This window comes from Bacteroides sp. AF39-11AC, from assembly GCF_003474285.1.
In the GTDB taxonomy this organism is placed as follows: Bacteria; Bacteroidota; Bacteroidia; order Bacteroidales; family Bacteroidaceae; genus Bacteroides.
In genome coordinates this window covers 185,923-208,467 of the sequence record NZ_QROH01000006.1, presented here as the reverse complement: position 1 = coordinate 208,467, position 22,545 = coordinate 185,923, and the positions used below count along the sequence as shown (strand labels likewise).

21 protein-coding genes are annotated in these 22,545 nt (G+C 38.8%); 3 read left to right on the top strand and 18 right to left on the bottom strand.

The genetic code is table 11. The annotated features are described in order from the left end of the window. Nucleotides 1-151 precede the first annotated feature (151 nt). Nucleotides 152-1,432: a phosphopyruvate hydratase gene (gene eno / locus DW036_RS14590; RefSeq protein WP_007216262.1), complete on the top strand. Its 1,281-nt coding sequence runs from the start codon at nt 152-154 to the stop codon at nt 1,430-1,432. Nucleotides 1,433-1,557: 125 nt separating this feature from the next. On the opposite strand, the gene DW036_RS14585 is transcribed toward eno, so the two are convergent. From DW036_RS14585 to DW036_RS14505, 17 genes are all read right to left on the bottom strand, one after another. Next, nucleotides 1,558-1,863, bottom strand: coding sequence for a hypothetical protein (locus DW036_RS14585; RefSeq protein WP_007216256.1), 306 nt, complete (start codon nt 1,861-1,863; stop codon nt 1,558-1,560). A gap of 195 nt (nt 1,864-2,058) precedes the next feature. Then, nucleotides 2,059-3,198 (bottom strand): DegT/DnrJ/EryC1/StrS aminotransferase family protein, encoded by a 1,140-nt coding sequence (locus DW036_RS14580; protein WP_118465036.1) that lies wholly within the window; start codon nt 3,196-3,198, stop codon nt 2,059-2,061. Nucleotides 3,199-3,219: 21 nt separating this feature from the next. Continuing rightward, the gene (locus DW036_RS14575) at nt 3,220-3,807 is read right to left on the bottom strand and encodes an acetyltransferase (protein WP_118465035.1); all 588 of its coding nucleotides are present in this window, start codon (nt 3,805-3,807) and stop codon (nt 3,220-3,222) included. 11 nt (nt 3,808-3,818) lie between these two features. Continuing rightward, on the bottom strand, nt 3,819-4,433 hold the full coding sequence (locus tag DW036_RS14570; RefSeq protein WP_369906626.1) for a sugar transferase: 615 nt from the start codon (nt 4,431-4,433) through the stop codon (nt 3,819-3,821). Beyond that, nucleotides 4,430-5,575, bottom strand: a complete 1,146-nt coding sequence (locus DW036_RS14565) for a glycosyltransferase family 4 protein (protein ID WP_118465034.1) — start codon at nt 5,573-5,575, stop codon at nt 4,430-4,432. Before DW036_RS14565 ends, DW036_RS14570 begins: the two co-directional genes overlap by 4 nt. Before the next feature lie 75 nt (nt 5,576-5,650). Next, the gene (locus tag DW036_RS14560) at nt 5,651-6,697 is read right to left on the bottom strand and encodes a glycosyltransferase family 4 protein (protein ID WP_118465033.1); all 1,047 of its coding nucleotides are present in this window, start codon (nt 6,695-6,697) and stop codon (nt 5,651-5,653) included. A 172-nt stretch (nt 6,698-6,869) separates the two neighbouring features. Next, nucleotides 6,870-7,838 carry a glycosyltransferase family 2 protein gene (locus tag DW036_RS14555; protein WP_118465032.1) on the bottom strand — a complete coding sequence of 323 codons (969 nt, stop codon included), beginning with the start codon at nt 7,836-7,838 and terminating at the stop codon, nt 6,870-6,872. Next, nucleotides 7,825-9,246: a hypothetical protein gene (locus DW036_RS14550; RefSeq protein WP_118465031.1), complete on the bottom strand. Its 1,422-nt coding sequence runs from the start codon at nt 9,244-9,246 to the stop codon at nt 7,825-7,827. The genes DW036_RS14555 and DW036_RS14550 overlap by 14 nt, the downstream gene beginning before the upstream one ends. A 14-nt stretch (nt 9,247-9,260) precedes the next feature. Further along, nucleotides 9,261-10,178, bottom strand: coding sequence for a glycosyltransferase (locus DW036_RS14545; RefSeq protein WP_118465030.1), 918 nt, complete (start codon nt 10,176-10,178; stop codon nt 9,261-9,263). Beyond that, a complete protein-coding gene (locus DW036_RS14540) occupies nt 10,175-11,494 on the bottom strand; it encodes a CapA family protein (protein WP_118465029.1) in 1,320 nt (439 codons plus the stop codon). The genes DW036_RS14545 and DW036_RS14540 overlap by 4 nt, the downstream gene beginning before the upstream one ends. 16 nt (nt 11,495-11,510) lie before the next feature. After that, nucleotides 11,511-12,758, bottom strand: a complete 1,248-nt coding sequence (locus DW036_RS14535; RefSeq protein WP_147401494.1) for a phenylacetate--CoA ligase family protein — start codon at nt 12,756-12,758, stop codon at nt 11,511-11,513. Nucleotides 12,759-12,843: 85 nt separating this feature from the next. Beyond that, entirely contained in the window at nt 12,844-13,470 is a 627-nt protein-coding gene (locus DW036_RS14530) for a NeuD/PglB/VioB family sugar acetyltransferase (RefSeq protein WP_118465027.1), read from the bottom strand. Further along, complete coding sequence (locus DW036_RS14525; protein WP_118465026.1) at nt 13,467-14,576, bottom strand: DegT/DnrJ/EryC1/StrS aminotransferase family protein; 1,110 nt, start codon at nt 14,574-14,576, stop codon at nt 13,467-13,469. Before DW036_RS14525 ends, DW036_RS14530 begins: the two co-directional genes overlap by 4 nt. A gap of 15 nt (nt 14,577-14,591) precedes the next feature. After that, entirely contained in the window at nt 14,592-16,040 is a 1,449-nt protein-coding gene (locus DW036_RS14520; protein WP_118465025.1) for a lipopolysaccharide biosynthesis protein, read from the bottom strand. Between the two features lie 34 nt (nt 16,041-16,074). Then, nucleotides 16,075-17,331 carry an esterase family protein gene (locus tag DW036_RS14515; protein WP_118465024.1) on the bottom strand — a complete coding sequence of 419 codons (1,257 nt, stop codon included), beginning with the start codon at nt 17,329-17,331 and terminating at the stop codon, nt 16,075-16,077. A 61-nt stretch (nt 17,332-17,392) separates the two neighbouring features. Beyond that, nucleotides 17,393-17,881 (bottom strand): UpxZ family transcription anti-terminator antagonist, encoded by a 489-nt coding sequence (locus DW036_RS14510; RefSeq protein ID WP_118465023.1) that lies wholly within the window; start codon nt 17,879-17,881, stop codon nt 17,393-17,395. A gap of 62 nt (nt 17,882-17,943) precedes the next feature. Beyond that, the gene (locus DW036_RS14505; RefSeq protein WP_118465022.1) at nt 17,944-18,480 is read right to left on the bottom strand and encodes a UpxY family transcription antiterminator; all 537 of its coding nucleotides are present in this window, start codon (nt 18,478-18,480) and stop codon (nt 17,944-17,946) included. Nucleotides 18,481-19,297: 817 nt separating this feature from the next. Here DW036_RS14505 and DW036_RS14495 point away from each other — a divergent pair. Then, nucleotides 19,298-19,657, top strand: coding sequence for a hypothetical protein (locus DW036_RS14495; RefSeq protein WP_118465021.1), 360 nt, complete (start codon nt 19,298-19,300; stop codon nt 19,655-19,657). 114 nt (nt 19,658-19,771) lie between these two features. Further along, nucleotides 19,772-21,976 carry a VapE domain-containing protein gene (locus tag DW036_RS14490; RefSeq protein ID WP_118465020.1) on the top strand — a complete coding sequence of 735 codons (2,205 nt, stop codon included), beginning with the start codon at nt 19,772-19,774 and terminating at the stop codon, nt 21,974-21,976. Between the two features lie 132 nt (nt 21,977-22,108). On the opposite strand, the gene DW036_RS14485 is transcribed toward DW036_RS14490, so the two are convergent. Continuing rightward, nucleotides 22,109-22,345 carry a DUF4248 domain-containing protein gene (locus DW036_RS14485; RefSeq protein ID WP_007216226.1) on the bottom strand — a complete coding sequence of 79 codons (237 nt, stop codon included), beginning with the start codon at nt 22,343-22,345 and terminating at the stop codon, nt 22,109-22,111. Nucleotides 22,346-22,545 lie beyond the last annotated feature (200 nt).

Here is a 22,545-nt window from a genome sequence, read left to right as displayed (position 1 = left end):
AGGAGGGAGAATACGAGGTTATAGATTACAATATGATATAATTCACAAATAACAATATATAAGTATTCACGAAAAGGATATTCACTATTTGTAGGTATTGCTCCATCTCCTCATTTGTGCGACCTTTGCAACAAAAATTAAGAAGATAATTATGAAAATTGAAAAGATTGTAGCCCGCGAGATACTCGATTCACGCGGTAACCCCACGGTAGAAGTGGACGTAGTTTTGGAATGTGGTGTTATGGGACGTGCGGCCGTACCATCAGGCGCCTCAACCGGTGAACACGAAGCACTGGAATTACGCGATAAAGATCCGAAACGCTATGGTGGTAAAGGAACTCTGAAAGCCGTAGAAAACGTAAATACCATTATTGCTCCGGCCCTCATCGGCTGGTCGGCATTGGAACAACGTGCCATTGACAAGAAGATGCTGGAACTGGACGGTACTCCTACCAAATCAAAATTGGGTGCCAATGCCATTCTGGGTGTTTCTCTGGCTGTAGCCAAGGCTGCTGCGAATTACCTCGACATACCTTTATACAGATATATCGGCGGAGTAAATACTTACGTTATGCCTGTCCCCATGATGAATATCATCAATGGAGGTTCACATAGCGACGCTCCCATTGCTTTCCAGGAATTCATGATCCGCCCTGTAGGTGCACCTTCTTTCCGTGAAGGCCTGCGCATGGGTACTGAAGTATTCCACGCCTTGAAGAAAGTATTGCACGACCGCGGTCTGAGCACTGCCGTAGGAGATGAAGGAGGTTTTGCCCCTGCATTGGACGGTACTGAAGATGCACTGGATTCCATCATGGCAGCTATCAAAGCAGCAGGCTACGAACCGGGTAAAGATGTAAAAATCGGTATGGACTGTGCATCCTCTGAATTCTATAAGAATGGAGTGTACGACTACACTATCTTCGAAGGTGAGAAAGGTAAGAAGCGTACTGCAGATGAGCAAATTGATTACATGGAATATTTGATTAATAAATACCCGATTGACTCTATTGAGGACGGAATGAGCGAAAACGACTGGGACGGCTGGAAGAAGCTGACCGAACGTATCGGCGATCGTTGCCAGCTGGTAGGAGACGACTTGTTTGTAACAAACGTAGAGTTCCTTGCCAAAGGCATTGCTATGGGCTGTGCCAATTCTATCCTCATTAAAGTCAACCAGATCGGCTCGCTCAGCGAAACGCTGGATGCTATCGAAATGGCTCACCGCCACGGCTATACCACGGTTACTTCCCACCGCTCCGGTGAAACGGAAGACGCCACTATTGCCGACATCGCCGTAGCAACCAACAGCGGGCAGATCAAGACCGGTTCGTTAAGCCGTTCCGATCGCATGGCTAAGTACAACCAACTGTTGCGCATCGAAGAAGAACTAAACGGACTTCCAGTATACGGCTACAAAAGAATAAAATAATGCTTTGTAGTGAATAAGTCATAAAAGCAAATGCGGGTGCCTGTGAAGGTACCCGCATTCGCTTTATACAATATGAATAATAAAAAAGGTGCCCATGCGAGCACCTTTTTTATTGCGTATATAACTTATTTCTGAACTTCCCCTTTTTCATTGAAAAGGACCGGATTCTCTGTACCGGCTGCATCCACCAATGTAACCTTGTAAGTCTTAGTTCCATCCTCAGCCACTTCAACGGCTGCTTCTTTGATGGTCGCTTCCGAGTAGTTTTCTTTAATGGCATCCTGAACTGCTTGCGGGAGTTCTTTTACATCAATCGGTTTAAACTCGTTGATCATCGTTGCGATTTCAACGTCTGATACCATGTTGTTAGCAAATGCCACTGAAGTACCCAATCCCATTACCAATGCTACTGCTAAAAATAACTTTTTCATAATTCTAATTGTTTAAGTTAAACATTTCTTGTTAGCTCTTACATAATATAGTGCAAGACGCATGCCAAAGCTATCACCAAAGCAGTATTTAACTGTATATCAACCACTTAAACAAGGAATAGTATAAAAAGTATTTTCCTGTTTTGAGTATTTTTTCCACAATTATGTAGAAACCTGTCTACAATAAACTACAAGTTACTTCATACAACAGCCTTTTATTTGCTCTACAATATAAGCCACATCTTCATCCGCCACCCAAGGACCGGCAGGAATACATAAACCCATATTAAACAAACGTTCAGAAACACCATTCACATAACAAGGATTAGTTGCATAGACAGGCTGAAGATGCATAGGTTTCCACAAGGGACGGGTTTCAATTCCCCGCTCATCTAGTTTACGCCGGACCTCATCATAATTAGTACCGGTCTTCACTGGATCTATCAGAATAGTAGACAGCCAATAATTAGCATTGAAACGACCATCAGGATTAGATTTCAACGTTATACCATCCACACCTTCAAAAGCATTCTCGTAAAGAGCATGTACATGGCGGTGATGCGCAATATGCTCATCCAGCACAGTCATCTGACCACGACCGATACCCGCACAAATATTACTCATACGGTAATTGTAACCGATCTTTTCATGCTGGTAATGAGGGAAAGGTTCACGAGCCTGCGTAGCATAAAACATGGTCTGCTTCTTGGTACTTTCATCAGGAACAATCAAAGCTCCGCCACCCGAAGTAGTGATCATCTTATTACCGTTAAAAGACAACACGCCAAAGGTACCGAAAGTACCGCATTTCCGGCCATTAAACTCAGAACCTAAAGCTTCCGCAGCATCCTCCAGCACAGGGATTTCATATTTAGCGGCTATCGCGCAAATCTCATCAATCCTGGCAGGCATACCGTAAAGATGAACAGGAAGAATAGCTTTCGGCTTCTTACCTGTCTTTGCGATTCTGTCTTTGATGGCTTCTTCCAGCAAAACAGGGTCCATATTCCAGGTATCCTCCTCACTGTCGATAAACACAGGTTTAGCTCCCTGGTAAGCTACAGGATTGGCTGACGCACAGAACGTAAACGACTGGCAGATAACCTCATCACCGGCTCCTACACCAAGTTGGATTAATCCCAGATGGATGGCCGCCGTACCCGCAGACAAAGCAACAACTTCCTTATCCTGTCCTACAAAATGTTTCAGTTCATCTTCGAAAGCATTCACGTTGGGGCCCAAAGGAACAACCCAGTTAGTATCGAAAGCTTCCTTTATAAAAGCCTGCTCCTCGCCGCTCATGTGAGCAAGGCAAAGATAAATTCTCTTGTCCATAAAATTATATGATAAAAAAAACTATGATAAGTTTTTAATGATTTTACACCTGTTCCCTACTGCCAGAACATTGTCAGGAATATCTTTTGTAACAACAGAGCCGGCACCTATCACACTCCATTTACCGACTTTTACACCCGGAATGATAATTGAACCAGCACCAACCCAAGTACCCTCTCCTATTTGTACATTACCACAAAGAGTGCAATGAGGGGAGATGTGCACATAATCCTTTATTACACACTCATGATCCACTGAAGCTCCCGTATTGATGATGCAATGCCTCCCAATATGAACATCCGATTGAATAATAGCGCCTTGCATCACTACTGTACCCTCACCAATCTCGGTTTCATCAGATATAATTGATGAAGGATGAAAAGATCTACCGAAAGTCACATTCAGGCTCTCTGCTATTTTCTGACGGATGTTATTACTACCGATACTGATTATCAACGGTCCCCGGACTTCCGACGAACGTAATACGGGATAACCAAGAAGGTTATGAATCGCTTCATTATCATCAAACAACGCTTCAACGGTCTCATTATTTGCACGTAATATATCAATGATCACTTTGGCATGACCACTGGCACCATATAAATACATTATCTAAAGTTTCAATTGTTTCCGGTAAAAGGCTCCATTGTTACGGAAGTATCCGAACTGATACCCTCCCGTACAAAGACTTTCTTTATTGTAAGGAATATAATTTTTAAATCCAGTAAAAAAGAACAATGATCAACATACCACACGTCCAGTTCAAACTTCTTTGTCCAACTGATGGCATTGCGTCCATTCACCTGAGCCCATCCCGTAATGCCCGGACGAACTTCGTGTCGGCGAGCTTGTTCCTTTGAATAAAGAGGAAGATATTGGGGAAGTAAGGGACGGGGACCAACTAACGCCATATCGCCTTTTAATACATTGAATAATTGGGGAAGCTCATCTACTGAAGTAGAGCGCACAAAACGTCCCACTTTTGTTAAACGTTCAGCATCCGACAATAACTTACCATTCGCATCCCGCTTATCCGTCATCGTCTTAAACTTGATAACCTTGAAAATCTTTCCATTTTTGCCCGGACGCTCTTGCGTAAAAAATATTCCGGTACCCTTATTGGTAAAGTATAACCAAAGCATTACAAGTAGCAGTATCGGCCAAATAACAGCCAACACACAAAAAACGACTAGAAAATCTATCAATCGTTTTAAAAAAAAAGAATATATATTCATTTGGATAGTAATTGATATTCTGCCAACAATGCTTCCCAAACTTTATGCTGCTCATACCGTTCCACTATCATAGGCCTGGCTCGTTCCGCCATTTTCTGAACTTCGTCATTTCGATGCTCATAAAACCATTTCATTACGTCATAAAGAGCATTTTCATCACGCGGAGGAATAATTCGACCATTCACACCATCTTGAATGATTTCATTACAACCGGTAATATTTGTTGTTATACATGGAATACCCAAAGCGCCTGCTTCCATAAGCACCATTCCAAAACCTTCTCTATATGATGGCAAAATAAAGACATCTGAAGCACACATAAATGGTCTGACATCCTTTTGACTTCCCCAATAATGAATGGAAGGATTCGAGTCTATCTCAGTTTTAGTATTTTCCTCTATCGGATTATCACTATCCTCAAATGGACCAATCAATATCAAAATTATATCATGATATAGACTTATTAATCTTTTAAAAGCGGATACTAATTCGTTTATACCTTTATCTTTTACAATACGCCCCGCGAAACTAAAAACGAACTTATCATCCAAATCCGCAATAGAAGAAATAGCTTCGGTAGAAATCATTTTTCTATCAAATTTAGTAACATCAATGCCATTAGAGCTTCCGTTTCCTACAACTTTTAGCTTAGCTATCTTACAAATTCTATCAGCCACCAATGTTGCTTTCACCCCATTGCTCACACAAAGCACCTCTGTTGAGCAATAGCAAGAAATACGCTCCATCATTTTTAAAACAGACTGCATTAAGCCACTAGATCCTTGGTATCTAAGTCCATGACACATATAAATTCTTACAGGTACGCCAGTTAGTTTAGCAGCTATCATTGACAAAAAACTTCCCTTAGGAGTATTGCCATGAACGATGTCCGGCTTATTTTTTCTGAAGAAGGAAATAATTTTTATGAGACTTTTAAAATCATGCAGAAGAGACATTGATCTCACCATCGGAATATAGTGTGTCTCAACTCCTTCCGTCTCGCCAAATTTTTCAAGGGCATCTCTATCGGATGAAATGGCAACAATTTCAAAATTGTTACTTAAATATGCCAATTGTCCCCTAAAAAAAATCAATGATAAAGGAATGGTAGTTACGATATAAAACAACTTTTTATTTCTCATTTGTATAAAGTTTGTCTACACTGTTATCCTTAATTTGGAGGATTTTTTGCACAAGCACCAAGCATTACCTTATCTCTATTTTACGATGGAGATAAGGTATTGATAAAACGATTCTCTTCTTTGCTGAAGAACAGAGTCATAATAGCTCTTGGCAAATTCATAGTTTCTATTTGCTTGTTTGTTTGTCATGTCTATATGGTTCAGTAAGAGCTCTATTTTATTTGCCAAAGCCAGTGGGTCATCAACCGGAACCAGCATTTGTTTGTCCAACAATTCAGGAATACCACCCACTTGTGTTCCAATACAAGGTAATCCCATTGCCATAGCTTCAATAAGGGCCCGAGGCAGTCCTTCCGTCCTTGAAACTAAAAGAAATATATCTGATTTAGATAGCTGCCTAATCACTTCATTGGATGGGACATTACCCATAAAACAAACCTGATCCTTAATATCCAAATTATCTGCCAACTCTGCCATCAGAGCTTTATAGACTCCATCTCCCAACCAAGTCAGATGACATTTAATCCCTCTATCTTTTAATTTTCTGATTGCGTATAACACTACATCTGGCGCTTTATACATTTGCTCCAAAGAACCAACCGAAACTAAGTGATAGATATCACGTTGACGGAACTCTTTTGCGATGGGGGGTAATCGGTCAACATTAATCTGAACATCGGAAGCTGACACCTGAAACACTCCAGATAGAACCGGATACCTGCGTTGCAATGTATTTTCAGTAACATATAAAGCTGCTGCCGATTTCTTCACAGCTTCTCTCAAATAATAGTAGGAGTAATAACGAAAGAAAAAGCGGAAAGAATGATTCAAGGCACCCTGTGCAAATACATCCCAAGGATCCCCTACTACCTCAACTCCATAAGGTATCTTCTTTTTCTGCAACTTTCCGATAACAAGATTCCCAATCTGTCCGGGAACTCTACAAATATAGACTCTTCCAGGCTCTATATGCTTACTTATTACGCCAATCAAATTAAATCGGACTTTCATATATTGAGAAGGCCCAATATAATATGGTAAATCTATGAAAGACACCCGTTCACTTGATGCCAAATAAGTATCTCTAACTTCCACACAGTCATCAGGAAGCACTCTTGCCATAACATAGATTCTATCAAAAACGTTCAGATAACGAGACCATAAATTATTAGTCAGACTACCATCCAAACTATACACCGAATTATCAGAACGACGTACAAACCGTCCTTCCGTACAGAAAACCAAATCCACTACATTTAATATTTATGAAAAACTGAAAATGATTAGAAACAAATTACATATATTTTCTTAAAAATATAGCAACATTCAAATAGATAGTCAACAACGAATACCAATGCCTCTTAGACAGATAAAACACAAGCCTATCCGGCCATGGTAACTGAGTTGAGATAATATCTACTTCCGTATACCTATTCACAACTTCCTTCAATAAATATCCATTTTTATATACACTTTTCAGAAGATGTAATTTCAGATACAACTTAGATTGCAGCATCACTGTTTTGTAATCTATATCTTTATCTGAAAAAAAAGAAGCAATATGTTCATTGGCCGCACAAACCTGATTCAAAGAGTTTAGATTCAAATTACGTGTATACGAATTCGCATTGTATTGAATATAATAATAAAGAGGTACATCTACTTTAGCTATTTTTTTCGCATTGTAAATTAAGCAGGGCAAAACAGAATAATCTTCTCCAAAGTTCACTCCTTCTACAAATCTGACATCACAAAATAAGTCTTTCTTAAATAGTTTTCCCCACACGCTCAATTCTACTTGCCTTTTTAGCACTGACTCCAAATACTGCTGAGGGGATTCAAATAATGGTACTTTATGCATGATCATTTTCTTCTCGTAGACAAAGTATATATCTGCAAGTACTATATCAGCACCTGTATCTTGCATTCTCTGAACAAGAAGGTTGACTGTATCCTTATCAATATAGTCATCACCATCCACATACATTATATATTCACCCAATGCTTGTTCAACAGCCGTATTTCGAGCAACAGCTACACCACGGTTTCGAGCATGAGACAGTATCCGTACATCCTTAACTCTTGAAGGATATTGTTGCATTACATTTCTCAATATAGAAATACTATTGTCACAACTACAATCATCAACAAATATAAACTCAAGATTCTTATAAGACTGTTTAAACAATGAGTGTACACAATTCTCAATATACTTTTCTACATTGTATATCGGAAGAAGCAAAGAAACTTTAGGACAATTCATTACAACTATACTTAGCCATGAGAAATTTATAAATAATAAAAACAGGAAATACAAGACCTATTAGATTTCCCCATATAATTTGTGGACAAAAACAAATAGCCAATACACACCAAAAAGCCGCATATAAATAAACAAAATTGTTATATATTCGATTATCCGATATTCCCTTAAATTCAAATATAAATCCTAACCAAGTAAACAAGACCGTGAAAACTGGAGAAAAAAGTATATTAAAATAAATAGCACCAACCGCAGTCATTGGAATAATCTGGGAAGTATTGTCAGAATACCAATCTAATAAATACCTGTTGAAATAATAATTAATTCTATCTGTTTGATCTATAGAGCTTGCAACAGAAGGTATTGAGCCTAAAAAATCATTGATAAAAGTCGAAAAAGTAATTCTATGAACAAACATTGGATTATTCTCCATTTCAAGAGCTTGAGCCACCAGATTAGGTCCTGAAAAATAAGATTGCAATTGCCCCATCATAACCTGAAAGAAATCTATATACATATTTTCCGAGTACTGAAATGCCCAACTAAATTTATATAAAGTTATACTTATAATCGTAGTCAAACTAACCAAACTTATTGGAAAAATAATTTTTCTGACTCTTGAACCAAACATTTTCGAACACAAGTATAGGGACAATAAAAGAAAAAATAAAATTGACCAACGGCTTGTTCCTGTTATCAATCCAAGGAAAAATAATATCAACAATACACTCAGATAATAAAATAATCTGTTAGAGCCTTTTTTATACATATAGTATAAAAAAGAAAAGGTAGAAAGAAAAAAAACATACTTCCACCAAATTACGATCACTCCCAAACTGACGGCTGTATCCTGTCCTTCAAAATCTTCTGCCAGGACAAAAAGGTTCTTCGGAATAATATTGAAATTAGGAACAAAAGACAAAATAATCCCTACCAATACCACCCCCCAAAAAATAAGTATCACTCTGCTATTACCATTCTTTATTCCTTCCGAATAAACATATTCTTTTCTTGCCGATATATAATACTTAAGAAATAGAACCCTCAAAAGTACAATACAAATCATCTCATAAATAATCAGCATTACAGCCATATTAAAAGAAGAACTTGCCACTGAAGGACCTATGGTATCAAAACTTTGAGAAAGGCACAACGATAGTGGCATCACAAAATACTTGATCAAACATACCACAAAAAAAAGATGGTAAGCTGGCCCATGAAATTCTTTATACAGATTCTCTATCCTTCCTAAAAAAGAAAAACTAACAAGGTAACTTAAAGCAAGCAATAATAAAACTGCTGTTTTACCTCCATCTGTATTTTGATCACAAACAAAAAAACAACTGACTATCCAAATTATAAACATCAAAAAGAACAGAGATGGTTTACCTGTGCCTATCTTTTTCATTTAATAATAAATTTTCAAATCTTCCTCATTATTTTTTCACTAATGCAAAAGAAAGTTCTCTTGATACTGATACCTGATGAAAGTATCAAGTATTTCATCATTAAGAAATAGTTATTCTTCTTTAGATAATAAAAAGAAAGGCTTACTAATAATGGAACTCTTAACTCCTTTGATGCCGTTTTATATTGTTTTCCAAAAACTAAAGGAACCTGTTTATGATGCTCTAAACTTCTAATAATACGATTCACATTATAGGCAAAGACCATACCTCCTTCATGGCGCCTATACACAGACATCACCTCTTTCATTCCCACTATTTTCCCACAACTGGCTGCAAGCAAAAACAAAACAATATCACCATATATAAAATGAGGATTCAGAAAACAATCAGAACGTCCAGATTCCAATATACTTTTTCTGAATACAACTGAAGCAGTAGGTACTATCCAATTCCTATAAATTTCTAAACCGCTATATTCTCTGTCAACAATATTAAAGAAACAGCAATCCTCTTTTTGCCCATCCGCCCAATGCTCTATTACATTATGAAAACACATTGAATATTCAATATGTCTCTCCAATAAGTCAACCTGCTTTTGCAACTTAAGCGGGTCTGTCCAATAATCATCTCCCTCACATATAGCAATATACTTTCCTGTACATCTTGGCAATTGAATTCCACTAAAAACTTTATTTCCTAACGACCATTGATTTTCCCGTTGATAAATAGGTTTTATTAAAGTTGGGTATTCTTTTTCAAATTGCCGTATAATATCAGCCGTTTTATCTGTGGATGCATCATCGTGTACCAAAATCTCATAGCGATAATTAATCTTTTGAGCGACCAAACTTTGTAAACACTCTGCTATATATTTTTCATGATTATATGTTTGGCATATAACGCTAACCATTACAATATCATTTTCAATCATACTCTGGATATTCTTATTGAACCGAAATTTTTATTTGCTATTTTGATCTCTGTTCCAAAATCCATTGACAAAGTTTTAATCTTTTCTATAATTGCCAAATCCGAAGTCAACACAGGAAGGCCTTTTAATCCTCTCTTTCCTTTGAGCATAATTTCCACCGGATATAATCTTGCTTCCAGGAAGTCTATACCACAATTTACACTTACAATTACACTTTTCCACACATCCGGTTGAGTACACAGTCCAATCATACCGTTTTTGCTCCTGATACTCATAATTTCACCTACACCGGTAACAGTTTCCCGAGTTTTACAATATTTCCGATAAAACTCCTCAGGCAAATACTCTACCTCCTCATGTTGGAAAATAAAGTTTCCCAATCCATGAAAAATAAGACTTGAATGGTAAGCCTCTATTCCACGTACAACATGAGGTCCGTGGCAAACGACGATATTAGCTCCTGCATCAACACATTCATGGGCAAATATTTTTATGAATTCTGGTGGAATCTGCTTATTTCCGTCAGTAAATTGATGAGAATGTATACTCACTATCACAATATCCGATTGATATTTAGCATCAGCTATTTCAGCAATTGTCCGTTGCAAATCTCCTTCATTAGGAAAAGTATACACCCTATTATCTACTCCTTCCTTAAATTCGTATATACCAAATTTAAAATTCTTGTTATCCAGAAGATATCCTTCCTTTATCGCTTGATTATGATAACTATTAATACCGATAGCTTTTGATATATCCAATAATGCCTTATAATTATTCTTATCCAATTCATATACAGCCTGATGTCTCAACGGAGCAACTCCAGGTCGTCCTTGCATATCTTGATTTTGAGGTCCGGCAGCATAAGAATCATGAAAAGAGCTTGTTACTCCAATTAAAGCAATACGCCCCATAGAACATTCAAAATAAGCAGGTTTACTCGCCTCTGCCAGGTTCTCACCAGTACCGGAAAAAGGTATATCGAACTCATTTAAGTATTTAGCTGTTGCCAACAAACCTTTATGACCATAATCCATTGCATGATTATTAGCTGTATTAAATAGATTAAACCCCATTCTCTTCAAATCCAATAAACAGGAAGGAGCAGCCATAGCATACCCTCCTCCTGGAAAAGCTTCCGGATAACCTTCATTCCGATGGATCGTTGTTTCCAAATTAGCAAATCTGCACTCATGCTGCTGCAACAACTGTTGTATTTGCTCAAAACCGGAATAGGATTGAATCGGTAAACGTTTGCTTATAAAAATATCCCCACACAAGGATAAAGTCAGCATTGATTCCTTTTTATCAATCATTATTTTTCATTTAATATCAACAATGGCAATTCTTCCAAAGATTTACTACCGACTTTCTTTTCCCTGAATTCAAAACAGGAATATCATCTACATATTCAATACTAATATCCGAATCATCTCCCAATAGTCTTTTTAGCTGTGTTAGTATTTCATCACTCGATGTTTTTTCCAATCCGCTTTTACAATTAACAGCTAACTTTAGTACATAGTGGGATGAAGTTTTCTGAATAAACTGCCATTGACAGATCATCTCATAATTTTTCAGAATACGGGCTAAAGCCATTGGAAAAATTGGTTCACCCTGAGTGTTGTAAATCATATCCAGTCGACGACCATACAATTTTGAAATATAAGGATTTTGGGTTGTTTCATCCAACTTCATTATGCAATTGTCTCCATTATCATATCGAATAATCGGAAAAGCATAGTTAAACAAATCTGTAATCACTAACCTCCCAAGCTCTCCATATTCAGCAGGTTCATCACTATCAAATTTCAAGACCTCAAAAAAATATCCAGATTCATTCAAAAAGAATCGGCGTTCATTATCACCCACACGTTCCTGTGCTAAAATGCCATTTTCTTCATTAGCATATTGAGATATGATGGGACAACCAAGATTCTTTTCAACCAGTTCACGAGTAGAATCAAATAAAGTTTCACTACCTGCAATAATTATTTTTACAGAAGGTAATTTCAAATGATGCTCACCAACATAACGAGCCAATAAATCGAAAGAAGAAGCATATCCACGCAAACATTTAGCCCGAACGCTCCGTATAGTCTCACATAACATCTCTAAATTTGTTTCATTCAAATTAGAAATATCAAAGGGAACTATGTTTTCCCAGAAGGACTGACCTTTAGATTTGCTTTGCCATTTAGTCCAAATACGAAGTTGCACCAATTTATCATGCGATTTGAAACCAACTATTTCACCAAAATATTTCAACTCAGCTAAGCGACGTTCCCTTTTACGAGTATCAAAAGGCACAGCAAAGGGAGTTCCCGTCGAACCTGATGTTCGCTGAATATGATATTTCCCACTACACTGCCACGGGTTTTCTTCCTCCGGTATAAAAATTTCGTCATAATGCTCCTGTAATACTGATTTATTTACTACAGGAAAATCTTTCAATTCCAAGGAATTTATATTTTTATAGAATCGGGTATTTTTCACTGCATAGCGCAATAAATCAGTCAACATCCGCTGTCTTAAGAATTGAGTTTGCGCACCATGTTCTTGAAGATATCGTACATTCATATAATGAGAACGAATTTTACCTCCCCGAAAGAAATCCCTGATCCAAAAATGATAACGTAAAACACTCGAAAGGATAGTCATATAATCAAATTTCACGAGCCGGATTCCCAGCTACCCGTTTATTAGGTTCTACATTCTTTGTAACTACAGCTCCTGCACCAATCAAGGCACCCTTACCAATATAAGAAACCTTCCCGGAAATAATCGTTGCACCGGAACCTATAAAAGCATAATCTTGCATGGTTACATATGCTCCCAACACAACATTACTAGCTATAAAACAGTGTGCTCCCATTCGACTTCCATGAGTAATCAGATCGTTAGAGGAAACAACACTGTCATCGCCGATAATCACATCCGGTGAAATCACACTATTAGCATGAATAATTACCCCTTGACCTAATTGGGCATAGCGGGATACAATCGCAGAGGGATGAACAAGGGTAGGAATAATACCAGCATTATCCCGGAGTTTATTATAGAGCCGAGAGCGAATTTCATTATCACCAACACTAATAGCAAATTGTTTACCGGATAAATCTGATGTAAACAATTCATCATGCGTCCCTACTATTTTATATCCAAAGTACAATTCACCTGTCCTGCCTTTCTCATAATGGTAGAGCCCTGCTACATGATATCCGCATTTTTCAATCAAGTCGATATACACTACAGTATTATGTCCTACTCCCAATATATAAATATCTTTCATTTGATTATCAAAGACAGAATACGTTCTATTTCATATTTCCGAATGTCATGATACATCGGCAAACAAATCACGCTGTCAGCAATCCTATGCGCCACAGGCAAATTTTCAGGTCTAGCAGACTCTAATCCCCGATATGTAGAGAATTCACTTATTAAAGGATAAAAGTATCGCCGACCTAAAACATCACCTTCCTTCATTTTAAAATAAAGTTCATCCCGAGTCATTCCATATTCTTCAGAATCGACAAAGATGGGAAAGTAAGAATAGTTGTGACGAACTCCAGGCATATCTTCCATAAAACGGATACCTTTTACTTCCTGTAAAGTGTTCCGATACAGCAAAGCTATCTGACGCCGGGAATCAATAGCTGCATCTACTTGCTTCAGATTAATTAAACCATAAGCAGAACGAATCTCATCCATTTTCCCATTAATTCCAGGTGCAATAATAGTTGTTTCCCCAGCAAAGCCGAAGTTCTTTAAGTAGTCAATCCGCCTCTTCATTTTCTCATCATGACAAACCAAAGCACCACCTTCAATAGTATTATAAACTTTCGTCGCATGAAAACTTAACGTAGACATATCACCAGCTTCTAAAATCGAATGACCATTCACCTCTACACCGAAAGCATGAGCTGCATCATAAATGACTTTCAAACCGTATTTATCAGCAATCTCCTGAATACGTCCTATATCACATGGCTTTCCATATACGTGCACAGGCATAATAGCAGTTGTTTTAGGTGTAATGGCTGCCTCAATCTTTGAAGGGTCAATATTACACGTTCCCGGATCAATATCCACAAAGACAGGTTTTATGCCATTCCACCACAAAGAATGACTGGTAGCCACAAAGCTGTAAGGAGTCGTAATGACTTCTCCCGTAATGCGTAAGGCCTGCAATGCGCACATCAAAGGGAGTGTACCATTTGTAAACAAACTTACATAAGGTACTTTTAAATAATCACATAAGGCTTTCTCCAGTTCCTTATGATAATGACCATTATTTGTCAACCATTTACGCTGCCATATATCCTCCAGATAAGGGAGGAAGTCATCCAAAGAAGGAAGTAATGGAGAAGTAACCGTAATTACTTTATTTTCCATATAAAATTGAATAAATTATTTTTTTCGGCTCAATAAAGAGAGAATAATGTGCTTAACCTCCAGATACTCTTCCAGCCGCAACCGTTCATAAATAAATATAGACAGAACCAATCCTAACAAACACTGTAATAATAAAAGAAAAAACATAGGCATATTTACAAAAGTCAGGCTCCACATAGCCAGAGCAGTAATTCCCGAAACGAGTAAAGTAGGAAGTATATCTTTTATTTGTTTCCACGTAGGATAATTTATCAGGTCAGCCGAATAATAGCTATTCAAAAAAAAAGAAATAAAAGATGTCAGGACACTCCCCCAAAGCATACATTCAATGCCCCAAAACATACCAGCCACAATAGGTCCGACCGCTATTATCTTTTTTATTATTTCCAAATTCAGAAATAAATCTGAACGACCTTTTACTTGAAGAATATTCAGATTTATAGCATGAAGAGGATAAAGCATGCCAGCAAAACAAATAATTTGAAGAAAATAAACAGCCTGTAACCATTTCTCTCCTATTAAAACTATTATTAAAGGCTTAGCAATGGCGGCCAAACCTATCATACAGGTAAATGTTATCAGCATAGTAGTTTTAATTATACGGCAATAAGCATCCTTTAAACGTTTAGGATCATTTTGTATAGAACTCAAAACAGGATAACTGACACGTTGAATAACATTAGTCAAATTGCTAGAAAAAATATTTTTAAATTGATCAGCACGAGTGTATTGCCCCAATTGGACAGAACTATAAAAATGACCGATAATTACATAATAAATATTTTTATATATTGTATCAATTAAACCAGAAATCAAAAGCTTGGATCCAAACCCAAACATCTCTCTGAAACTATCTGCTGAAAATTCCCATACAGGACGCCAGCGACAATAAATCCAAAGAAAAAAAGTATTAAATAACTGTCGGGAAAGCTGTTGACCAACCAAACTCCAGACTCCTAACCCATAGAACGCCATTCCTATCCCTACAACACCACTGACAATAGAAGATATTAGAGAAACTTTTGTTTGAGTTTTAAAATCAATATTTACAACAAGAATAGTTCGGGGAATAATCCCTAATGCATTTATAATTAATATCCAGCTTATAACTCTTGTAACTTTTATTAGTATCGGCTCCTTAAAAAAAGAGCTAATAACAGGCGAAACAATATACAAAATAATATATAAAAAGATACTTATTGCCAGATTAAAATAGAAAACAGTGTTATAATCAATCCGTTTTATCTCACTTTTTCGAATCAAAGCATTAGAAAAGCCACTATCTATAATAGAAGTGGATATGGCAATGAAAATGGTTATCATTGCCATTATTCCATATTCCATCGGAGTCAATAAACGAGCAAGAATCAGTCCAACTAAAAAAGTGATACCTGAATTAGCTATATTATCCACAAGGCTCCAGGTCATACCATGTACTGTCTTTCTTTTTAAAGATTCTGCCATCTAAATCCAAAATGTATAATAATTTGATATTCACCTATCGTTTACGGAAGAAATCAAAAGCCATAAATACATAGAAGAGTTTTCTAAATGTAGTCCAACAGTGACCTCCATCTGGTAGAAGAGCAAAAACATTGTCCGAACCATTTTCCCTCAAAGCTCTACTATAAAATTTAGGAGTATCTCCTGCTGAACAATCAGCCGTGCCATTAGCTATAAATGTAAAATCCTCCTCACCTGTTCCCAACACAAAGTCTTCCTCTTTTGGTATCCATGGTTCCGTTATGCCCCTTGAAGGTTGATACAAAAGTATGCTGGTAGGACAAAAAGCACCCACATACCTGAATGTATCTTTAAATAAATAAGCATTATAAAGAGCAGTAGTACCTCCCAAAGACAATCCTGCTATTGCTGTGTTGCCCTTACCCTTCTTCACCTTATAGTGATCCTCCACATACGACATTAGTTCCTTCAACGAAGCCTTAAATCGATAAAAGTCGTACGCTTTTGTCTCCGTACCCGAATACATCATATCGGGCATAACAACAATCATATCCGGAATTAGCCCATTACAAACCATATTTCCAATAATTTGCTTAATACGCCCCTGATCAGAATGAATCCATTCGGAATTTATACCTAAACCATGATATAAATATAATACGGGATACTCTTCTTTACACTCCTCTTCACATCCCTTTCTGCATTTCTCAGAAGGCAACAGTATATTACACGTTACATCCCTTTCCTTACATTTACATGTAAATTGAGTTAGAACCCCATAATTATTGTCAGCATCATATTGCACCGGTATGTCATTTGTCTTTATGACAACCTTGTTATTTTGCTCCACGATAAAATCTCGTATAGTAGTAATATTATCCACTTCCTTTTGAGGTAGATTATGAATCTTTCCCCAATCAAAACCCGCATGATTAAAATCCTCTGCAGAGCGAATGTGACTTTTAGCTTCATTTGAATATAAATATACAGGATCAGTATTATTCCCTTTTATCAAACAAGCATTTTCTGAAAGAGGAATACCAAGAGGTATTGAATCCAGTTGTCTTTTTCCTATAAAGTGTACTAAATGACGACTTACAAACAGAGCATCATAAACTTTCGCATTAGGAATCAGATGACGATGTCCTCTTTGGACTAAATAAATAGAACTGCTATTGTGACAAGCTATCAAACTACCGTTATCTACAATAAACTGACACAGAGGCATATCTTCATTTTCTTCCGGCATATTTGCCGGATTCTTACTTTCAAATTGCTCAACATCTTTCATAATATTAAATTATAAGTAGTTTTTCATTTTTAAGTACAAGGTAATGGGGGGAAGACGATTTTCATTCATCAACGTATTCCCATGGATAGGGATTATCCACTACATTCTGAAATTCTTCAATAGCTTCTTGCTGTTCAACAGTAAGCGATATAGAATCCCAGGAAGCAATGATAGTACGACCTTCGTCAGCCAAAGGCTCATCGAACACCTCGCCATAGCAGGCGGTAAGTAGGCGAAGTTTCAGCAGCGAAGCAGGAAGAGCATCAAGAATATCCCAACAACGATCCAAGACCTCCTGGATATGCTTTTGTTTTTCACCGTGATCGATGAACGAGGCACTATAGCCCATCAGAAGAGCGAGACAAACGTTCGCCTGTTCTTCTACAGTGAAACCTTTGACACCGGAGTTATACAAAGCAGTAGTCAGATGATAAACTTCAGCGTTACGACGGGAAAGGTCGTCGCTATAGACCGGATTCCCGTCCATACCTAAATACATCAGATCGTGCGCTGCACGCTGAAGAGCAAGTGTTTCTTCAGAAAGAGACATAATGATTTATGATTTATAATTTATGATTTATCAGCCGTTCAATAGCAACCGCCGATCGTCAATTATTTGATTACTTCTATAAGATCCGGATGGATGGTGGCAAGCGCAACGGCAATAACACCTTGTATCTCGATAACTACACGACGATCACGTGCGCCTTTTACTTTCAGAAAAATACCTTCCTGACCCTCGAAGTCACCGCCCGTGATACGAACTTTTGTACCTTTGGACAAATTCAGTTCATCAGGTTGGAAATACATGAGATGATCATTGTAAGTACCAGCTACAGCAATAAAGCGCTGCATTTCGCTATCGGAGATAATGATCTTCTGACCGCTACGGGTATCCGTAATGTATTGCAAATAGCTTACCTGTGATTTGATACGCTTTACCTCGGAAGGACGGGCATGAACAAAAAGCAAGTTATATACAACCGGAACCAAAACGCGGACTTTCTTACCTTTCTTGATGCTAATCTTGTATTGCATGGGAACGAAACAACCCATTTTTTCCTTTTCAAGTAGACGCATAGCATCAGGCTCTCTACGGTATGTGGCACGCATTGCGTACCATATTTCGGTCTCTTTGTCCGCTTCCATATCAGGGGGTATTTCAGAAAAGTATGTTCTCCCGGGGCTTTGAAATTCTTGCATAATCCTGAATTTCAATCACTTGCGAACACTTTATGTAAGATACGGCAAGTGTCGTGTTCCTCTTGCCCATTGATTTTTCGTAGTTGTTCATTACCTTATTTATTATGGAAGGTAAAGAGCTATAAACAAATGAATTAAGAGAATAATTTGTCTTTTAATCGTTCGTTTAAAAGACAGGTTGGAAGGCTGTTTTAACACTAAGATTCTTTCAATAAGAAAAGAATCGCAAAATCACAATTCTGCATCAGAGACAATCATCTATGTATTAGTAATATATATAGGCAAAAGGAAAATATTTCATTTTTCTTTATCAGAATATTTTGTTGTTTCATTTCTGGGTATTATCTTTGCGCACATTAAACGAACGATTAAAAAACACCATCATTTACGACAATCATTATTTACACCACATTTATCGTCCTACCCCACTCCCTATTTTCATCATCCTTAAAGTACTATCCCGAAAGCCCCTCAAGGAATACATTTCCATTATAATATTGTACCCGCGCATACACACATACAGGCGCGTATTTCCCTACTTTTTCTTTATAACCTGTTACACACATTCTATTAAGCAATAGGTAGCAGGTCCCCATACCTATTTAGCATTTTGTGTGTAACACATAAGACTGCAAACATTCACTTTTTCAGACGGGAATAGTAGATATTACAGTTAGAACAGTTAATTTTGCTTTCGAATAGCGAATTTAAAACAAATTACCAACTTCTAAAATTGTGATTTTATGACTAAAAAAACACAATCTTGAGCATTGAGCTCAAATGCAGGGATGCCTATGACATCGAAATCGAGAGAAAAGAAGACAGGATCAATATCCTGTTAGTTGAGAATGAAGCGTTTGGAGAACGGATTCTGGTACGGGCAGAAGAAAGGAAAGAATTCCTCACTCCATGGATAAACATGCTTATACACCACAAAAAAGAAACGGGAATCAAAGGAACGATGGATCTGGCAAAGAAACTGGAGCACATCGCGTGCTTTGAAAAGGGAAAGCATGAAAAAGGAGATCTGGCACTGAAAAGCATTAATACTGAAATCATTAACCTGAGAAAAGAATTTCAGGAAAAAGAGGAGGAAACAAGAAAAAAGAAGAAAAAGAAGTAGACATCCAAGATTGTGCAAAAACGCCTTTTCAGTGAAAAAAGGCGTTTTTGTCATTCAGAATATTATCCCTTATTTCGAGCCGCCATAAGGCAGACTAAAACAAACTAAAACCAAATGAAAGATATTCCGGTTACCGCATACAGCGGATTCAGCAACGTCAGGGGAGAAATCACACTCCGAGAAGTGATTGAGCACATCACAAAGGGACTGCATGCAAGACATGTATTCAAAATCAGGATGCTCGTCAACCAGGGAAAGACGGAAGAGGCGAACAATGTGAAGAAACAGTTGCCGTTCTATACCGTCACGGCAGGATACAAGGAGAAAAGGCAGGCCTACAGCATAACAAACTATACACATGTCACCCTGCTGGACATTGACGACCAGCCCGAAGAGAGGCTGGAAGAGCTGAGAAAGAAAATCAATGGAGACCCCAACACGCTGGCTTCTTTCCTCACCCCAAAAGGACACGGATTCAAAATCTTCGTATTCCTGAAAACCGACTGCGCCATACAGCTGCGGAGCGACCTGCCAACAACGGAGAAAATAGAGTTCCACACTTTGGAAAGGCATCACCTGGCCATGTACAACGCCTGCAAGGAATATTACGAAAACCTGCTGGATGTGGAAGTGGATGGCAGCGGAAAGGACATATCAAGGGGATTCTTCACCTCTTACGACGACAAGGCATACCTGAATGAAGGACTGCTGAAAGAGGTGGACGAGACACTGACAAATATCATTCCACCCGAAAAGCCACAGCCGGGGAGAAGGAAAGTGATAAGTGGTAAAGTGGTGAGTGATAAGCCGGAGAATGAAGGGAAGCCCAAGAGCGGGAATAAACCGGAGGGCAAGAAAGCAGAGGCCGGTAAACCGGAAGCCGAGCCGTGGGAAAAGATGGAATTCAACAAGGCGGTGCTCTCAGTAAAGAGAATATCAAAGTTTGAACCGGGAAACCGGGACAGCTTCATGTTCGCACTGGGCAACAAGTGTTATGCAAAAGGACTGGAAGAGGAAACAGTGATACGCCTGGCACAAGAAAAGTTAGGCAGTGAGGAGTTTGATGTGGCGGCACCCATACGAAACGCATATATTTATACCGACAAGACGTATGAGGCGCTCGGGAGAAAGCAAGAAAAACCGGACACCATAAACCAAGTACTCGACTTCCTGAAAACACATTATGACTTCCGAAGGAACGTGATACTGGACCGCCTGGAATACCGCAACTTCAACGAGAAGGAAGAAAGATGGAAAGGCAGGTTCCGCCCCATGAGGACAAGGAGCTACAACGCCATCTTCCTCGACCTACAACTGGCGGGAATCAAGTGCTTCCGAAATTACCTCCAGACGGTCATTGACTCTTCATACCCCAGGGACTTCAATCCCTTCACGGAGTATATCGGAAAACTGAAACCATGGGACGGAGTGACCGATTACATCGGCCAGTTGGCGGATACCGTACAGGCCGAAGACCAGGAGTTCTGGAGGAAAAGTTTCAGGAGGTGGTTCGTGGGAATGCTGGCCTGTGCATTGCAGGACGACACCGTGAACCATCTGGTAATCATACTCTACTCCGAACAGGGAAAGGGAAAGAGCACATGGATAAGAAGGCTGCTGCCGCCCGAATGGAGGGAATATTACCGGAACGGAATGGCCAACCCCGAAAACAAGGACCACCAGCTGCTGCTCAGCACCCACCTCATCATCAACATGGAAGAGTTCGAAGGGGCAAGGGTCGGAGACCTGGCGGGGCTGAAGAGGGTAATCACACAGGAGAGCGTCACGGAACGGAAAGCGTACGACGCGCAGGCGTACACCTTCATACGGCACGCATCTTTCATTGCCAGCACCAACAGCCGCCAATGCCTGCAGGACATAGGGGGAAACAGACGGTTCCTGCCCTCATCCATCATTTCACTGGATTACAGGACGCCCGTCAATTACGAGGGAGTATACGCGCAGGCGCATGCCCTGCTGAAGCAGGGGTACCAATACTGGTACGAAGGAGAAGAGATAGACGAGCTGAACCGCCACAACGAGCTGCACCGAATGAAGGATCCGGTAGAGGAAAACCTGCTCGTATACTTCCGGAAGCCGGAGCCCGGAGAGACCTGCGTGAAATGGATGCCCGCAGCCACCATACTCAGCAAGATAGCCATTTACGGAAAGATACAGGTGAACAGGCAGACGATACAGATACTGGTGATGTCGCTCGAAAAATACGGGTTCAGGACAAGAAGGAACAGTCAGGGAAGCACCGAATATGAAGTGGTGGACCTGCAAAATGATGAAGTGAACAACAGATTCAGGAGTTGAGTTATCATATAATGTAACGGGTGATAAGAATATATGTAATGCAGCATTACATTATATCTTATCACCCGTTACAGATATTGGCATTTTCTTTACAAAAAGTACAAATCTTTCTATTAGTTGGGGGCAAAGCCTTTAAGGCTCACCGAGATACTTGAATATAAGTTTCACTTCAAGGGGCAGATAAGAATGGCGGTTCTTGTTATAACCCGCTTCCTTCAATTCCGCCATCAGTTGCCTGTTAGCATAAATCCACCGGCGGAGAAGCTGTAGGGCGGTGGTAATACATACACCGGGATTGTAAAGCATGGCTAGGTCGGCTTTGGTATAAGCGCGGACAGGGACTTTTTCATCTAAGTTTTCTTCTTTCATAAGTTTGTTTTTTAGTGATTTACATGGTATAAAGGTACTCATTTACAGCGACAACTGAAAGGAATAAAGAAGGTATTACCTCTCATTTACATTCTCTTTTTTTCATACAAATTCAAATAGCTTCAAGCGGAAAGTGGAAGGGAAAAGAACGGGGTATATTTGCAGTGTCCAAAGGGGAAAAGAGCGAAAATCTTCCGGCA